Origin of the sequence: Aureispira anguillae, assembly GCF_026000115.1 — a bacterium.
GTDB classification, from domain to species: domain Bacteria; phylum Bacteroidota; class Bacteroidia; order Chitinophagales; family Saprospiraceae; genus Aureispira; species Aureispira anguillae.
Map to the genome: position 1 here is coordinate 5,333,130 of NZ_AP026867.1, position 17,486 is coordinate 5,350,615.

The following is a 17,486-nucleotide window of genomic DNA, read 5'->3' on the forward strand; positions in this document are numbered from 1 at the left end:
GTTTAAAAATGTAAGCCACACTCTGTTTTTAAGCTCCCTGTCCAGCGACCATTTCGCCCTTGCCCCCTCTTCGTACAATGCAAGCAACCAATAGAGTCATACCCCAATGCTTCCAAAGGGTGAGCTGGTAAATCTGCTTGTTGATAATAGTGGTTAAAATCTGCTTCCGTAAGATCTATTAGTGGATAAAATTTTAGAATGTTATCCTTTTGCTCAAAGATGTCTAAGTTTCTTCGATAAGGTGTTTGATAAGCCATCAAGCCAGAAATCCAAACTTCATAATTCAACTTTACCTCTTCCAATGGCGCAACCTTATTAATACGACAACATTTACTAGCATTGGTTTTCCACATTTCTGCTGTAAGGCTCTGCTGATGTAATGCTTCTTTGGGATAGATATTAACAACCTTTAGGTTAAAAGCAGCGGTTAACTTTTCTTTATAAGTCAACGTTTCTTCGAAATGATAACCCGTGTCCAAAAAATGAATCGGTTGTTTGGCTTTTATATTACTCATCCAATAAAGCAATAAAGCTGATTTTGTCCCAAAGGAGGAAGTCAATAAAACATCCTCTAGTTTAAAATAAGAATACAGCAATTCTAAGCGTTCGATAGGTTCTAATAATTTGAATCGATTGTTCAGTGCCTGTAACTGCTCTGAACTAATCTTGCTGTCTAGTTTTAGCTGCATATTTTTGATTTTTTTGCACCACATCATTACCCTTAGGCATAGAAAAAGAGTAGCCCCAATTGATTTTAATCCAAATTCGCTCGTTGACATAAAACAACATAAATTTTACCACTGTATCCGTTAGCCCTATTGTTGTTGCCAATTCAAGATTACCCGTAAAAATCAAGGCAATAGAAAACGTTGCTATTGTTGCCCCAGCCCTATAGCTAACTGCCTTGGTAACCGTTCGTCGTTTTTGTTCTTTTATCATACTAAGCTGACTTTTCTAATAAACTTTCTGTCAACGCATTTAGAATTTTGACTTTTCGCTGAAAATCAACCCCCAACGTTTGTCTAAAATCATACATATTGTCCAATAAATCTTCTATTTCATCGGGTAGAATATGCTCTAATAATTGGCGCAAACGTTTGGCAAAAGTTGGAGATTTGCCATTGGTAGAAATCGCAATTTTTAAATCGCCTTTGCTCACAATAGAACCCAAGTAAAAATCGCATAACATTGGGGTATCTGCCACATTTACCACAATCCCCCTTGTTTTGGCTTCTCCCCAAATGTATTTGTTCAAGGAATTATTATTCGTTGCAGCAATAACAAAACTCTTTTTTTCTAAGTCATACAATTGAAAAGAGCGTTCAATTAGGGTTACTTGATGTCTGCGGCCAAAAAGTAGCGATCGAATTTTTGGCGAAATTTCTTTAGCCACCAAAATGACCCTTGCTTGTGGGCTATTTTTGATCAAAAGACTCAATTTTTCATAACCAACATGACCTCCTCCGACTATGAGTATCGGCAATTGATTGACCTTTAGGAAAACAGGATATAATTCATTCATGACAATTATTTTTTAGTATTTTGGAAACAACTCAACTTGTTTGCTTTAGTTGACCAAAACAGGTTATTATTCTATCGTTTTTAGTTTTTAAGTGCTGTGGCAATCGCATAATCTCTTGCCAAGGTAGGGTGCAGCCCTACGACCTCTCCGATTACAATAATTGCAGGCGTTTGGATGTTTTTTTCATGGACGCTTTTTGCTATATTTTTGATTGTTCCTATCGCAACTTTTTCATTTGCCAAAGAGCCGTTTTGAATCACCATAACAGGCGTATCGTGCTTTCTATGTTTTCGCAACAAACTTGTTATTTCTGCTAATTTTTTTAGCCCCATCAACACGACCAAGGTTGAATTGGATTGAGCCGCCAAAGAAAAATCGCTGGGCAATTCCCCATATTTAGTTGTCCCTGTCAAAACCCAAAAGCTTTGGCTATACTCTCTATGAGTTAAAGGAACCTGTTGTAAAGCCGCCAAGGCTGTACTACTTGATACACCAGGTACAACAACCGTTTCGATATTAAATGCTTCTGCATACTGCAATTCCTCTTGTCCTCGTCCAAAAATAAAAGGGTCGCCTCCTTTTAGACGCACAACATGACCATGCGAAAAAGCATAACCAACGGCCATCAAATTAATTTCAGATTGGGTAAATCGATGTTTATTGGCTCGTTTTCCCACATCAATTTTTAGCGCATTCTTAGGGACATTATTTAACAATTCTGCGTTTGCCAAAGCATCATAAAGTACCACATCAGCCGTTCGTAAGGCTCTTAAACCTCTTACCGTAATCAAATCGGCACTTCCTGGACCTGCGCCAATCAGGGTTATTTTAGGTTGGTTTTTAATTCTCTTCATAACTTTTTATTTAGCGCTCCATTTGTTCTTCGATAATAACAACAAAGCTTGTTTTGTTTTTTGGTTCTTTGACAACTCTATCACGAAGTAAATTGTGTGGAATCGTAAACTACCTTGCCTGCTTATTACTACTTTTGTTATAGGTCGTAAGTCGTATGCTTAGTTCCTGTAAATACAGGACATACGACTTACGACCTATAACTTTCTACTAAAAAAGTAGTTAAAAGCTTACCCTTCTTTAGTGTTTACCACACGATTTACTACGTGAGCCTACGGGTTATCAAAGAACCTGTTTTTTAAAAAATATGTTTTACTTAAGTTAGGTGGATCGTTAAGCTTTGTAATGCTCTGATAAAACCCGTTTACTTCCATCCAATTCCTTGCGTCGATATTCAATTACCTGCTCTAAAAATGCGGCTGCTTGCTGCCAATAAGTCACAGCAAATACCTCCTCTGGTGTATTTTTATTGATTTGTAATACCAGCTCTGCAAAATTTCCATCCAAGTCAAACTTTCCCGTTTCGATCAATTCCTTATCAAAATCATTGATAATTCCAATTTGTGTATTACACTTTATATCTACCCCTAGCAATACTGCTTTGGCAGCAATTACAAAGGCTCCATAACTGAGGTAGATGCTATCTCCCCATAAGTTTTCTTTTAATGCTTGATTGCTCAATTGAATTTTTTCTTTGGCATCATTAATAATCGTAGCAACCATATCAAAAGCCACCCCTGCACACTCTCCTACTCCAATTTCTTTTTGGTAGGGTTTTTCTTGTCCCCAATCCCAAAAATCACTTGGATGTAAATTGTCTTTAATCGCCAATGCTTTTAATAAGTTGTAGAAATATCGTTTTCCTTGTCGTTTTACATAATCATTAAAATACTCTCCTCCTAACTCCTTTTCTTCATAATCATCCAGCAGCCAAACCAAAGCAGTAGGGATTCGTTTAGAGGGTAGTTTGATAATTTTTTCAGCAATAAATCCATTACCTTTTTCGTCTACTCCTCCTCCCAACACCACCTGCATTGCAGGCAGTACTTCTTTGCCAACTTTGATGGAACTTCCATGAAATCCAATATTCGCAGCCATGTGTTGCCCACAAGCATTCATACAACCACTAATCTTTATTTGGATTGCCTTTTCACCAATCAGATGCGCATAATTTTCTAGCAACACATTTTCCAATTGCTTGGCCAAAGCAGTACTATTGCTCACTCCAAGATTACAAGTATCTGTTCCAGGACAAGCCGTAATATCAACAATAGCCCCAAAGCCTGCATCAGCCAATCCCAATTCATCTAAAGCATTATACAAAGCAGCTAAAGAAGCCTTAGGAACGTATTTTATCAAAATCCCCTGATTGACGGTCAAGCGTAATTCATTGGCAGCATATTGTCGAATAATAGCTGCTAATTTTAGTGCCGAAGAAGCGCTAATATCCCCCAACCTAATTTTGAGCAAAACGGCATAATATCCTGCTTGTTTTTGTTCGAAAGTATTGGTCAATTGCCATAATTTATAGCTGGTAACATTAGCAATTGTTGGTTCTTTATGGTCAAGATCAGAAGCAGGAGGCGTAGGTTGCCAATTCCCCGTTGTGTCAATATGTACCGTTAGCTGCTCTAAGGAAGGATATTCCTTTTCTACTAAGGATAAAAAATGAGCAACGCCCCACTTTTTTAATAAAAACTTCATGCGAGCCTTCATCCTTTTCTCTCGCTCTCCATAACGATCAAAGACACGAATAGCAGCTTCTACAAATGGGATAATACGTTCTTCTTCTAAAAACTCATACACCGTTGGAGCTACCATTGCCTGTGCCCCCAATCCACCACCCAATAAGACCTTGAAGCCACGCTTTCCTTCTTTCAATCTGGGTATAAATCCAAAGTCGTGGAAATAAGCAAAAGCAGAATCTTCGTCTGTCGCCGAAAAAGCAATTTTAATTTTACGTCCCATTTCTTGGCAAATAGGATTTCTTAGGAAGTACTCAAACATTGCTTGTACATAGGGAGATACATCAAATAGCTCCTCTGGATGAATTCCTGCTTTGGCGGATGCTGTAATATTACGTACCGTGTTTCCACAAGCCCCCATGGCAGTAACCCCAGCTCTAGACAAATCTGCCCACAAATGGGGTGAATCGCCTAATTTGACATAGTGTAATTGGATATTTTGACGGGTAGTTAGATGCAAATTTCCAGTACTGTATTGGATAGAAGCTTGCGCCAAGGCTTCTAGTTGTTCTGTTGTTAAGCGTCCAAAAGGGATTTTAGTTCTAAACATTTGTACCCCTACCTGACGTTGCCCATAGACTCCTCTTGTTAGTCGATAATGTTTAAACCGTTCTTCATCTATTCGTCCGAGTCGCACGTCTGTAATTTTACGATCAAGCTCAATAATATCCTGCTTGTCTACCGATTGTATATTTTCTAAATTTAATTTTGTTGCCATGGTTGTCTTGTTTCTTTTGTTGTAAATTAGCTATGATCTTAGGTTCGTGTTTTGTCACTTGTGCAATTGTTGGAGGTGGTCGAATGCTGCTAAAACAGAAAAAGCCCTTTCAGGAAAAATAATTTCCTGAAAGGGCTTTCGCACTGGATGGATAATCGTTCGTCTATACTTTCATCCATAGCATGCTCATCCGCTCACAAGAAATTAACTTGTAAAAGCAACAACAACAGATGCAACAGATATGGATGGTATTAATTAACATAATGTATGTGATAAATAATTTTAAAGATTGAGTTATAAAAACAAAAAACCTCCTAGAAAAAGATCTCTAGAAGGTTGCTTATTTATTATTGAAAATAGACATCATACAGCTTGCATCCTACCAGAGTTTTTTCTGACAAGTGCAACAACAACTTAAGTTAAGTGAGTATGTAGTACTAATTTTCATGTTTATTTTTTAGTTCAAAACCTTTATCTGGTTTGTTGACACAAATTTAGTGCATTTTAAATTACAATACCAAATTTGATGGCTATTTTTTTTCAAATAAAAAAAATACTCAAAAAAAAACGATGCTTTAATGCCCCACAAAAAATGAATAATTTATAGCTAGAGTGGAACTTTATAACAACGATCTAAGTTCATTAGTTGCTATTCCCTAATACAGATTTAATATTAAAAACAAATGAAAACGCTAATCATAAATCGATTAAAAGCATTAGAAAAAACTTATAAAATCACAATACTTTATGCCTGTGAATCGGGTAGCAGAGCTTGGGGTTTTGCCTCTCCTAATAGCGATTGGGATGTGCGGTTTATCTATGTTCATACTCAAGACTGGTACCTGTCTATCAACGAACAAAAAGACAGCATGGATTTTGCCATTGACCAAAATGATTTAGATCTAAGTGGTTGGGAATTGCGCAAAACATTAGGTCTATTAAGCAGTTCTAACGCTAGCCCTTTTGAGTGGTTACAATCTCCTATTGTTTATTTAGATCCCTATCGTTTTAGATCGAGTTTATCCAACTTATTTCCTGTATATTTTAAACCTCGCTCTACAGCTTTTCATTATTTAGGCTTGGCAAAAAGTTCTATGAAAAAAGGCTTGATTAATGGTCAAATGGACATCAAAAAATATTTCTATGTACTGCGTCCTCTTCTTGCTGCGTATTGGATTTGTCACAAAAATAGTATTCCTCCTATGGAGTTTGCTCCTTTGTTAGAACAACTAAAAGACAACCGTCCTTTGTATTCAGCCATTAAGGAATTGGTCATCCAAAAAAAAGCAGCCTTAGAGGGCGATTTTACAAGTCCTATTCCCCTTATTCAAGCGTTTATCGATTATCAATTGAATGCCTGTGGTCTTTTAGCTAAAAACTTAGAGGCAAAACAACAAGATAATGAACCACTAAATCGCTTGTTTAGGGAATTTATCATCTAGGCGATTTACTTCGTTACTTACTTATAAATTCACCATTATTTTATAATTATTTAAGCATGTTGAGCATAAAAGATATAAAAGAAAAAAAACTACTGTTATTTGAATGTATCAGTGGAAGTAAAGCTTATGGCTTAGATTTACCGACTTCAGACACGGACATCAAAGGTGTTTTTGTACTTCCAAAATCGATGTTTTATGGGTTAGAATATATTTCTCAAATTAATGGTGCCAATAATGATGAGGTTTATTACGAGTTGACCCGTTTTATAGAATTGCTTTACAAGAACAATCCCAATATTTTAGAGTTGTTAAATACGCCCAAAGATTGTATTTTATACAAACACCCCCTATTTGACTATTTAAAACCTGACTTATTTCTATCCAAACAATGTCGAGATACTTTTGGGGGCTATGCCATGTCTCAAATAAAAAAAGCCAGAGGGTTAAACAAAAAGATCATGAACCCAATGGAAAAAAAGCGAAAATCGGTATTGGACTTTTGTTATGTACAGTATCAACAAGGAGCACTTAGTCTAGGCGCTTGGCTTGACAAAAAAGGTTTTAAGCAGGAAAATTGTGGCTTAGTTAATATTCCTAATATGCGAGATCTTTATGGCTTGTATTATGACAGCAACAAGGAATACAATTTCCAAGGAATTATCCGCTCTAACACTGTTGACACTGTTGCTTTGAGTAGTGTTCCGCAAGAAGCACAGCAGGTCGCAATCCTTTCTTTTAATAAAGATGGTTATAAAAAGTATTGTAAGGATTATAAACAATATTGGGACTGGGTGAGCAAACGCAACAACAGTCGTTACGAAAATACAATTGCTCATGGAAAAAACTACGATGCAAAAAATAGCATGCATACCTTCAGGTTATTGGATATGGCAGAAGAAATTTTAGCCTTGGGCAAAATTAGAGTAAAACGCCCCAATCGAGAACAGTTGTTAAAAATAAGAAAGGGAGAATTTGAATACCAAGAATTAATAAATCAGGCAAAAGCAAAAATAAGTCGGATTGATGCCTTATTTGATCAATCACCACTTCCTATGGCACCTGATAAGGAAAAAATAGAACAGCTCTTAGTTCAAATTAGAACAGAATTTTACCGCTTACATTCATAAAAAAAGGTCAGAACTTTTGCGTTCTGACCTTTGTATTTTATCGATTTATAAGCTTCTAACGTTGAAGCATTATATAACCTGAGTATTGATCTCCAACTCTACCTTCACTCTTATTGGTTCCAGTTCCAGTATGCGTTGTATCGTTTAATTTAAGAATATAGAAATAAGTACCATCTGGTAAATCTTTTCCATTAAACTGCCCATTCCATCCTGATGGCGCTCCTTCGTAAACTAATGTTCCCCAACGAGAGAATATTTGCATTAAAGCATTAGGGTAGTTGTTTCTACAACGAACAATCATTTCATCGTTTACTCCATCACCATTAGGAGAAATACCTTGTGGAACAAAGCACTCAAAATCTGTTGTTACCTCAATCAGTACTTCTATTGTATCACAACTATTAGGACATTGAGCATCACACAAAGAATAATGCAAGGTATCCACCCCAAAGAAACCTGAACGAGGATAATAGTTGATTGTTCCATTTACTTCATCTAAACGAATCGTTCCTCCATCTGTGCTATCAACAATTGTTAGTAAATGACCATCTGGATTTGGATTATCATTATTGATAATCTTATTACCACCTGCTGTTGCACTAGTTAATGAATCTCTAAACTCAATGGTAAAGAAGTCATCTCCTCCTGTTGGAATAGTTTTATAAACAACATTTGCCGTATCCCCTACCACAGAAAGACAACCATTCATAGAAACCGTCAACATATACTCCCCTACACTTGCATTGGACAAGACCAATTGCCCAATAGTAGTCGTATCAATCGTTCCTGTTGGAGTCTCCCAATAATACAACACAGGAGGTGAAGTATAAATAGAAGTGTCTTGTAGTTCTAACAAATCACCTACACACAATGGCTGCGTATAGAATAGACTTGGTTGTGCAGGAGTTGGACTAATCGTTACATTTACGGTTCCATCATTTGAACAGTTATTCGCATCCGTAATCGTCAAGGAATAAAGCCCTGCAAATGCTTGCGTCGCATTTAAACGAACTGGATCTGCTGTTGTCGTACTAAATCCTGCTGGACCATTCCAATTATAAGTATACCCCGCTGAATTATTAAACAAAGTCAAGCTTTGTCCTTCACAAGGAATATTGGCGGTAGGAATTGGCGCTATTGGTAAATCTAGTACATCAAAATTAAAGCCAGCAGTTGAACTATCAGAACAAATAGAGGCTCCCTGCTCAACTTGTATTGCCATTGAATAACTCCCACTATCTGCCGCAGACATATTTGGTATAATCAATGAATCTGTATTATTGGCAATTAAATTTCCATTAAAATACCAATCGTAAGTAATTGTACTACCTACATAAGTTGAGCTATTTGACAAATGGATAATCGCCGTATCCCCGTCACATGGTGCTGTTCCAATCAAGACAGGAGGCTGTACTTCATTAATATCTAAATAAATAGAATCAGAAGCTGGACAACCACCAGAAGGAGGTATAATGGTGAAAATATAATACCCTTCATCTGCAATTCCTACATTTGCTATCATCGTGTCCTTAACCGTTGGATCCTGTGTTATTTGTATTCCAGAGCCCTTACTCCAAGCATAATCATAATTAATACCATTAGGGTCTACAAATGCACTTAATGGTAACGTATCGCCTTCACAAAGTGTTGTATCTTGCGATGGAATTAAAATACTTGGATACTCCAAAAATACACTAGCTGTATCTTGACAAGTTCCTATGTTTCCGCTATGATCTCTTGCGGTCAATGTAAAGACAATATCTCCTCTATCCGTACAGGTAATTGTATCTGGCGTTACCCATGCCGTATCGATTCCACAATGATCAAAAACAGTTCCTACACTATAAAGTCCAGTATCAATAGTCAACACAACAGAACCATTCTGTCTCAAATCGACAATCACATTATTACAAGTAACGGTTGGTTTAGTCGTATCTTTTACTGTCACTACCGCCGTACAAGAATCTGTATTATTGTAAATGTCGGTGACAATAAGCGTGACATTGATACTTCCTGTATCGGAACAATTAAATGACATAGAAGTCGCTCCTCCACTAAATGTTCTACTAGCAATATAGGTACAGTTATCAGAGCTTCCTCCATCTACACTATCTGCTATAATACTAGCATTTCCATTGCTATTTAGATAAACATCTATATCTCGGCAAATTACAGTTGGTGGTTCATTATCGACCACTTGCATAACACTAGTACAGTTGCTTTGATTATTACTAGCATCTAACACCGTTAATACAACCGTATTATTAGCTCCTACATCAGAACAATCAAAAGTATCGCTAGCTAGTCCATTAATTAAGAAAGAATCCACCGTACAGTTATCCGAAATATTATCCACCAGATGGATAGCTGGTACAATTGCAATCCCAAATGGGTCTAGTTGTGCAACAACCGTATCATGACAGTTGACTGTAGGCGCAATATTATCTAGCAAGGTAATTGTTGACTGACAAGTATTTTGATTACCAGCAGCATCCGTTACGGTTAGTACTGCGACAATAGAATCACCAGACGCAGGAATACTATCACAAGTATATACAATACTATTTTGACCATTGATGAGTGTATCAACTATTGCACAGTTATCTGTATTAAAGGCTCCAATATCAGCTCCTGTTACGGTAACACTTCCTGCTGAATCCAAAGCAACTGTTAAGTTTTGACAAAATGCAGTTGGAGGAATCGTATCACGGATATTAAGAATCGCATTACATTGTGCAAAATTACCACTTGGATCTTCTACTCTAATGGTAACCAATTGGGCAATTCCTACATGAGAGCAATCAAAAGTAGAATCTGGAGCACCATTGATATACCAATACAAAATAGAACAAACATCATTAGCGGTAGCAACATCCCTTGGATCTACATTGACTACCCCATTTGCTCCTAAATAAAAATCTACAGCAGCTAATGGACATTGAATACTTGGTGGTGTTCGGTCTTCAACGGTAACATTTGTCGCACAGAAACTAGCATTGTTATATTGGTCAATTACCGTTAATACAACCGTATTGGTGATTCCTACATTTGAACAATCAAAGGTATCTTGTAATTGATTATTGATTAAGTATTCACGAATGCCACAGTTATCTGAACTCAAACTATCGATATCTGATGCTCCAACATAGGCTATTCCAGCTGGGCTTAAAGTAACCGTTATACTACTACATTGAGCAACAGGAGGAATTGTATCCAATACGTCGATGTCAACGATACAAGTACTGCTATTATTGGATGAGTCAATTACCGTTAAGGTTGCTGATGGGTAAGAACCGATCTGACCACAATTGTACAAAACAGAATCGGTACCGTTTATCTGATAATCTATAATTTGGCAATTGTCAAAACTAGCACTATCTATAGCTGCTGCTGTTACCCAAACAATACTATTATCATTCAAATAAGCAGGAACAGGGTTGGTAGGACAAATTGCCGTAGGATTAATATTATCGGTCACATTAACAATAGCATTACAAGTAAATGTATTTCCTGAAGAATCGGTTACGACAACTGATATTTGGTTGTTGCCAATACTGTCACAAGTAAATATCAAAGTATCTTGACCGTTGCCCTGTATTGAACTAATACCACAGTTATCTGAAGAGGAAACGATCAAATTGTTTGCTAACAATGAAACGGATCCCGTAGAATCTAATGTTAGGTTTGTTGTAAATTGACAAGTTGCCGTTGGAGGTGTAATGTCCTGTACATTTACAGTAGCATGACAAGTATCAAAATTTCCACTTTGATCTACAACTCTCAATACAGCAGTATTTGCTCCTAACATAGAACAATCATAGGTAGCTTGTGCTTGCCCATTAATTAAAAAGGTAGCGATTCCACAGTTATCTGTACTGGTATTTATGGTACTGTTTAAATTGAAAGCAGGAACAACAAATTGTCCAGTTGAAGCAGAAAGAACTGCATTGATAGAACTACCACAACGAGCAATAGGACTAACAGTATCTTGTATTGTGATCGTAGAAATACAAGTATCGGTGTTACCAGAAAAATCCGAAACGGTAAACATAACCGTCATTGGGGTTCCTATAAAATTACAGCTATACGTCAAACTATCCTGTCCATCAATTCTAAAGGTCGTTGAATCTATATTACAGTCATCTGTACTTCCAAAATCCAAATCAATAGCATGCACTGTCGCAAAACCATTCGCCCCTACTTGTGCAACGTAATTGGTTTTACAAACAGCTGTAGGAGCCGTACAATCCCGTACCGTCACATTTGCAGTACAAGTAGCAGAATTTCCATTTATATCTTGTCTTAGTAACGTTACAGTCTGAACGCCCAAATCAGCACAAGTATAAATAATGTTATTGGTTCCATTAATCGTCTGTATTGCTGATAAACCACAAGCATCTGTGGTACCTCCATCAACATCAGCCGCTATAACATTTACAAAACCACCACTAACACAAACGGTTGTATCTCTACATACCATTGTAGGAGGAACGGTATCTACTACTTCTATATTACCATTACAACTACTTGAGTTTCCGTTTATATCTACAACCGTCAATGTTACAGTATTGAATGGTCCAACATTCGCACAAGTCAATGTATCAGGACTTGTATAAGCTGTATCCACTCCACAAGCCTCAATAATATTGGCTGTAATCCAAGTAGGATCTACTGCCAAAACGCCATTGGTATCCAAATATTGGGTGGTAATCGCACAAGTTACAGAAGGAGGGGTAACATCTCTAACGGTAATAACAGCATTACAAGAAGCCGTATTGCCACTAACATCGGTAGCTGTTAAAACAACCGTATCTAACCCAACATCTGCACAAGTATAATTAACAACATTACTACCATTTAACGTTAATGTACTTACTCCACAAGCATCTACAACGGTATATAAACTAGTATTAGAAGAATCTATAGTGGCATTTCCAAAACCATTTAAATCAACTGTAATATTATTACAAGTAATTGTTGGCGAAACGGTATCTAGTACGGTCAATGTTGTAATACAAGAATCCATATTTCCATTCGCATCGGTAGCAATTAAGGTAATAGGGTGTGTACCAACATGCGCACAAGTTACTAAGTTAGGAGCACCTGTAAAACTTAAGTTAGCAATTCCACAAGCATCTGCCGTTCCTGCATCAAACATAGAAGCAGAAACAGGAGCAACTCCCCCAGCACTCAAATGGATATTAACAGTTACTGGCTGACAAGCCATTACTGGTCGAATGGTATCTGTAATATTTACCTGTGCTATACAGTTATCTGAATTATTACTCTGATCTGTTACTGTTAAGGTTACGTTGTTAGGGTTATTTCCAATATTAGAACAATTGAATGTATCTTGTGAAAGCACCATACTTGTAATCGTACAATTATCTGTGCTTCCTGCATTTATATCTACAGGAGACAATACAGCAATTCCTGCGGTATCCAAAACCAATTGGACAACGGTTCCTATACAATTTGCAGTTGGGTTTACATTATCAACTACTGTAATTGTTGAAGAACAATTTGCGGTATTACCACTTGGATCTCTCATAAACACGGTTGCAATAACAGGAGTTCCTAAATTAGCACAAGTAAGTGTAATTGAATCTTGCCCATTGACCAACATAGTATCTATAGAACAATTATCAAAACTACCAGGAGCTAAATCCGTTGCAGCTACTCTTACATTTCCATTCGCATCCAATGTTACTGTTGGATTAGAACAGAATGGCGTTGGACTTAAGGTATCAGAAACATTTACAATAGCATTACAAAATCCTGAATTATTACTTGAATCCGTTACTGTCAATGTAACTACATTGGTACCAATATTTGTACAGTTAAATGTCGATTGGCTTAAACTTATATTGTCAATGGCACAATTATCCGTACTTCCGTTATTAATTGCTGCGGCTGTCGTTGAAACCGTTGATCCTACTAAGTATAAATCTAATGGTGTTGTAATACAATTTGCTACAGGAGCAACCGTATCGGCAACTGTAACTAAAGTAGTACATGAATCTCTATTCCCACTCTGGTCTGTTACAACCATTGTTACAGTATGTGTATTGTTAGGAATATCTCCACAAGAGAAAACAGATCTAGAAAGTGTATAATTAACAATATTACAGTTATCCGTACTTCCGTTATCTACATCCGTCGTCAATAATGTCCCTGTGCTAGTAAAAGCATCTAAGATCAAGGTCACCATTCCATTACAAGAAGCATTAGGAGCTGTTACATCTTCTACAAATACTGTTGTTGTACAAGAATCTGAGTTACCACTTTGATCCATACCAACTAAGGTCACATTATTCGATCCTAAGTCAGCACAAGTCATATTTACAAATGGTCCTCCATTAATAGTATACGTTGGTACATTACAGTTATCAGAACTTCCTCCATTAATATTATTAGGAACAACAATAGCGTTTCCTGTACCATCTAATTGTACCGTATCAGGACGACAAACCATAGAAGGAGGGGTACTATCTCTTACAATAACCGTTGTATTACAAGTAGAACAATTGTTAGAGCCATCACAAACGGTTAAAACAAGTGGATTAGGGTTGGTGGCTAAATTTGCAGAAGTAAAGGTAGCATTTGGTAAACCTCCTACTCTAAATGTTAATGAGCCACTACAGTTATCGGTACTACCATTATCAAATGTAGACGCTGGAACCGAGGCAAAACAAGTATTATCTAAATAAACAGTACGTACATTAGGTCCTATACAGTTGGCAACTGGTGTTATGGTATCCAGTACTGTTATATTAGCAGAACATTGTGCCAAATTACCAGCACCATCTATAATAAGCAATTGTGCAGTGTTTACTCCTACTTGATTACAATTATAAGTAACAGATGGTAAGTTATTAATTCGACGAGTAAAGGTACAATTATCAGAACTTCCTGCATCTATATCAGCAGGGAATACAGTAACCACACCTGCCGCATTTAAATAAAGTGTTGTATCGTGGCAAAGTGCTGTAGGATCAAGATTATCTTCAACAACAACATTTGCAATACAAGTACTTTGATTTCCAGATTGATCTAATACAGATAAAGTAACAGCTGTATTACCAAGACTTGCACAAGTATAAAAGAATGAATCAACTCCATTGACTAGCATCGTATCCACTCCACAAATATCAGAACTACCATTATTGACGTTCAAAGGAACAACAAAACCATTTCCTGAAGCATCTAGTTGTACTGGATATGGCACAGGACGACAGCTAGCTGTTGGTGAAATCGTATCTAAAACGGTTACGGTTGTTTGACAAGTTGATGTATTTGATGAAGCATCTGTAACAACAACATTTACCGTACGAGGTCCAATACTATCACAATTGTATATAATATTAGAACCACCTCCTTGGAAGGTAGTCGTAATGGTTCCACAATTATCATTGGTAGCAGGAAAAGCCAAGACGGTATTAGGTGTAATTGCTACCGTACCAGAAGCTCCTAAATAAACATTTGTGATTTGGCAAGAAGCTGTTGGAGGGCTATTATCAACTACATTAATCGTCGTTGGACAAGTAGCGATATTCCCTGAAGAATCTCTTACTGTCAATACAGCCCCTAAAGAACCTACATCCGCACAGGTGTACGTTTGAACACTAGATCCATTAATCAAATATTCTACTAATCCACAGTTATCGGTACTAGCAGAATCAATATTAGATGGTGTTACAGTAGCCAAACCAAGTGCATTAAGTGTTGTTGTATAACTAGCTTCACAAAGTGCTGTAGGATTAACAGTATCTACTACTGTTACTGTTGTATTACAGCTTCCTGTATTCCCCGCAGCATCTTGTATAATGAGCGTTGTTGGTTGAGGGGTAAAGATAGCTGAACAAGTAAAGTTCGCAGATGAAATTCCTACCACATTAACAAAGCTATCAACAACACTACAGTTGTCCGAGCTTCCCATACTTAATTGTGTAGAAGTTACTGTAGCCAAACCTGCATTATTCAAATAAACAGTAGGAGAAGCACAATTTGCAACAGGATCAATTGTATCTAGTACTGTTACATTAGCTGCACAAGTACTTCCATTCCCATAACTATCTTGCACCGTTAAGGTTACTGTATTAGGATTACTAAGGGTATTTGTACAGTCAAAATTAGCTGTGGAGCTACCATTAATTAAGAAATTTAGGTTGTTTCCCGTACAAACATCCACACTATTATTGTTTAGACTATCTGCTTGTAGCGTTGCAGCCCCTGTTCCATCAACATAAATTGTAAAGTTTCTACAAATAGCTGTTGGAGGAAAGGTATCTAATACGGTCACTGTAGATACACAAGAATCTACATTTCCACTTGCATCAAATACATGTAGTGTAACATTTTGTGTTGTTCCTATATGAGAACAATTATAAGAAACACTTGCTACTCCATTAATATCAAGGCTATCTACAGAACAAATATCTACAGAGTTGTTGTCTACTTCTGAAGCTAATAACGTTCCTGTTCCTGTCGCATTAAGGTACACGGTAACGTTTTGACAAATTGCAGTAGGTGCTGTAGTATCTAAAACAATAACTACTGCATTGTGGCAGGTATCCAAATTGCCAGAATTATCTGAAACAATCAACATAACAGTATCCGATCCTATATCTGCACAGGTATAAACAGGATCAGGACCAGTATGTACATCAACCCATCGTCCAGCAATCGGTGGACAAACATCAAAACTTCCATTGTCCAAATTGATAGCAGGCATCGTAAAAGGACCATTTCCTACATAGGCAGTATCTTGCCCACAAACAGCAGTTGGGGCGATGGTATCAAAGACTTGTACAATAACTCTACAAGAATCTGCATTTCCATTGCCATCTTCTCCTTTTACAAAAAATTGTTGGAATCCCGTTACACAATCAAACTCAATGTAAGATTGCCAAGGACTACCAGGTGTGATATTTCGTACTTGTTTTGTGATTGGACCACAATTGTCCGTCATAAACATAGTATTTGCAAAGAACGTATCTACACCCGCTGTATTCAAATAATGATTGCCATAAATTGTCCCAAATGGTTGAGAACAATATGGAATTACAGGAGGTGTATTATCAACTACTGTAACTGTACTCATACAAGATGAGACATTATTTAGATGGTCACGAATTGTCATCGTTACAGGAAGTGGTGCCGCCAAATTTGCACAAGTGGCTGTTGCAGGTGCAAAAGTGATGCTCTTTGTTATACAAGAAACATCGCTCAAACTATCTAAATCTGCAAATTCAAATACATGCACTCCTGCTGCATCTAATGTTACAGTAGGAAAAGCTTCACAAGTAGCCGACAAGCTCGTTGGATCGCATGTTATTAGCGTAATACAATAAGACTGAATACACAAACTTGGAGATCCAGCCCCAGGAAGATCGTCTATAGCACCTACCGACCAGTTGCCATGAGGTGCCATGTTGCAATAGAAATTTAGAGAATCATTATTGGGGGCTATCGTGTCCAACCCCGTTGGAGAAACAGGCAAGGTAGAAGAATAACCATCTCGGAATACAATGGTATCTTGAACGATACCAGGTGTACCTCCTGGAAAGGTTCCTGTAAAAGTATTGGTTGTTGGTACAGTCGGAAAAGCAGCCGTTGCCGCAGAAGCCGCCAAATAACGTGCTCCTCCAACAGGTCCAGCAATTTGAAACCCTACATGGCTTAAATCTGCCAAACCTCCAGTAATAGAAGTACAAGAACCATCGTCTGTTTTAGACCAAACAATCTCTACAATTACATCAACCACCCTATGATTGGCTGGTATCTGCCCTGCTCCTGTCCCAACGGGAAAGTTTACAGCAGGCAGTAAAGTTCCTGAAGTATTAGAAAAGCTCAAAGTAGGTCCCGAGTAACACTTTGACGTTGTCCTTTGACTATTAGTAGTCTGAGCTTCAAGGCTATGATAACCTAATATCATTAGAACAATCGCAAAGAATTTACAACAATGCGATAACGTAAATTTCTTTTTCATATATCTCTATAATTTTCTATGCATGCTAAGGAACAAAAATAAAACAAATTAGCAGATTCTTCTAATTTGAACTGGTGTTTTGGCATTTA

At 37.3% G+C, this 17,486-nt stretch carries 8 protein-coding genes; 2 read left to right on the forward strand and 6 right to left on the reverse strand.

What is annotated here, in order from left to right; all coding sequences use genetic code 11:
* Positions 1 to 2 precede the first annotated feature (2 nt).
* The 5 genes from AsAng_RS20960 to AsAng_RS20980 form a co-directional block, all read right to left on the reverse strand.
* Positions 3 to 689, reverse strand: a complete 687-nt coding sequence (locus tag AsAng_RS20960; RefSeq protein ID WP_264789046.1) for a phosphoadenylyl-sulfate reductase — start codon at positions 687 to 689, stop codon at positions 3 to 5.
* Complete coding sequence (locus tag AsAng_RS20965) at positions 661 to 939, reverse strand: DUF2061 domain-containing protein (protein ID WP_264789047.1); 279 nt, start codon at positions 937 to 939, stop codon at positions 661 to 663. The genes AsAng_RS20960 and AsAng_RS20965 overlap by 29 nt, the downstream gene beginning before the upstream one ends.
* 1 nt (position 940) lies before the next feature.
* Complete coding sequence (locus AsAng_RS20970) at positions 941 to 1,522, reverse strand: precorrin-2 dehydrogenase/sirohydrochlorin ferrochelatase family protein (protein WP_264789048.1); 582 nt, start codon at positions 1,520 to 1,522, stop codon at positions 941 to 943.
* A gap of 80 nt (positions 1,523 to 1,602) precedes the next feature.
* A complete protein-coding gene (cobA, locus tag AsAng_RS20975; RefSeq protein WP_264789049.1) occupies positions 1,603 to 2,376 on the reverse strand; it encodes a uroporphyrinogen-III C-methyltransferase in 774 nt (257 codons plus the stop codon).
* Positions 2,377 to 2,707: 331 nt separating this feature from the next.
* The gene (locus AsAng_RS20980) at positions 2,708 to 4,837 is read right to left on the reverse strand and encodes a nitrite/sulfite reductase (RefSeq protein WP_264789051.1); all 2,130 of its coding nucleotides are present in this window, start codon (positions 4,835 to 4,837) and stop codon (positions 2,708 to 2,710) included.
* A gap of 683 nt (positions 4,838 to 5,520) precedes the next feature.
* Here AsAng_RS20980 and AsAng_RS20985 point away from each other — a divergent pair.
* Together AsAng_RS20985 and AsAng_RS20990 are read left to right on the forward strand one after the other, a co-directional pair.
* Positions 5,521 to 6,279, forward strand: a complete 759-nt coding sequence (locus AsAng_RS20985; protein WP_264789052.1) for a nucleotidyltransferase domain-containing protein — start codon at positions 5,521 to 5,523, stop codon at positions 6,277 to 6,279.
* 56 nt (positions 6,280 to 6,335) lie between these two features.
* Positions 6,336 to 7,406, forward strand: coding sequence for a nucleotidyltransferase domain-containing protein (locus AsAng_RS20990; protein WP_264789053.1), 1,071 nt, complete (start codon positions 6,336 to 6,338; stop codon positions 7,404 to 7,406).
* Between the two features lie 55 nt (positions 7,407 to 7,461).
* Here the strand turns inward: AsAng_RS20990 and AsAng_RS20995 are convergent, their stop codons facing one another.
* Positions 7,462 to 17,397 (reverse strand): gliding motility-associated C-terminal domain-containing protein, encoded by a 9,936-nt coding sequence (locus AsAng_RS20995; RefSeq protein WP_264789054.1) that lies wholly within the window; start codon positions 17,395 to 17,397, stop codon positions 7,462 to 7,464.
* Between the last annotated feature and the right edge of the window lie 89 nt (positions 17,398 to 17,486).

Coding starts and splice junctions, on each gene's coding strand:
- AsAng_RS20960 (WP_264789046.1), bottom strand. CDS start 689: ATGCAGCTAAAACTAGACAGCAAGATTAGTTCAGAGCAGTTACAGGCA.
- AsAng_RS20965 (WP_264789047.1), bottom strand. CDS start 939: ATGATAAAAGAACAAAAACGACGAACGGTTACCAAGGCAGTTAGCTAT.
- AsAng_RS20970 (WP_264789048.1), bottom strand. CDS start 1,522: ATGAATGAATTATATCCTGTTTTCCTAAAGGTCAATCAATTGCCGATA.
- cobA (WP_264789049.1), bottom strand. CDS start 2,376: ATGAAGAGAATTAAAAACCAACCTAAAATAACCCTGATTGGCGCAGGT.
- AsAng_RS20980 (WP_264789051.1), bottom strand. CDS start 4,837: ATGGCAACAAAATTAAATTTAGAAAATATACAATCGGTAGACAAGCAG.
- AsAng_RS20985 (WP_264789052.1), top strand. CDS start 5,521: ATGAAAACGCTAATCATAAATCGATTAAAAGCATTAGAAAAAACTTAT.
- AsAng_RS20990 (WP_264789053.1), top strand. CDS start 6,336: ATGTTGAGCATAAAAGATATAAAAGAAAAAAAACTACTGTTATTTGAA.
- AsAng_RS20995 (WP_264789054.1), bottom strand. CDS start 17,397: ATGAAAAAGAAATTTACGTTATCGCATTGTTGTAAATTCTTTGCGATT.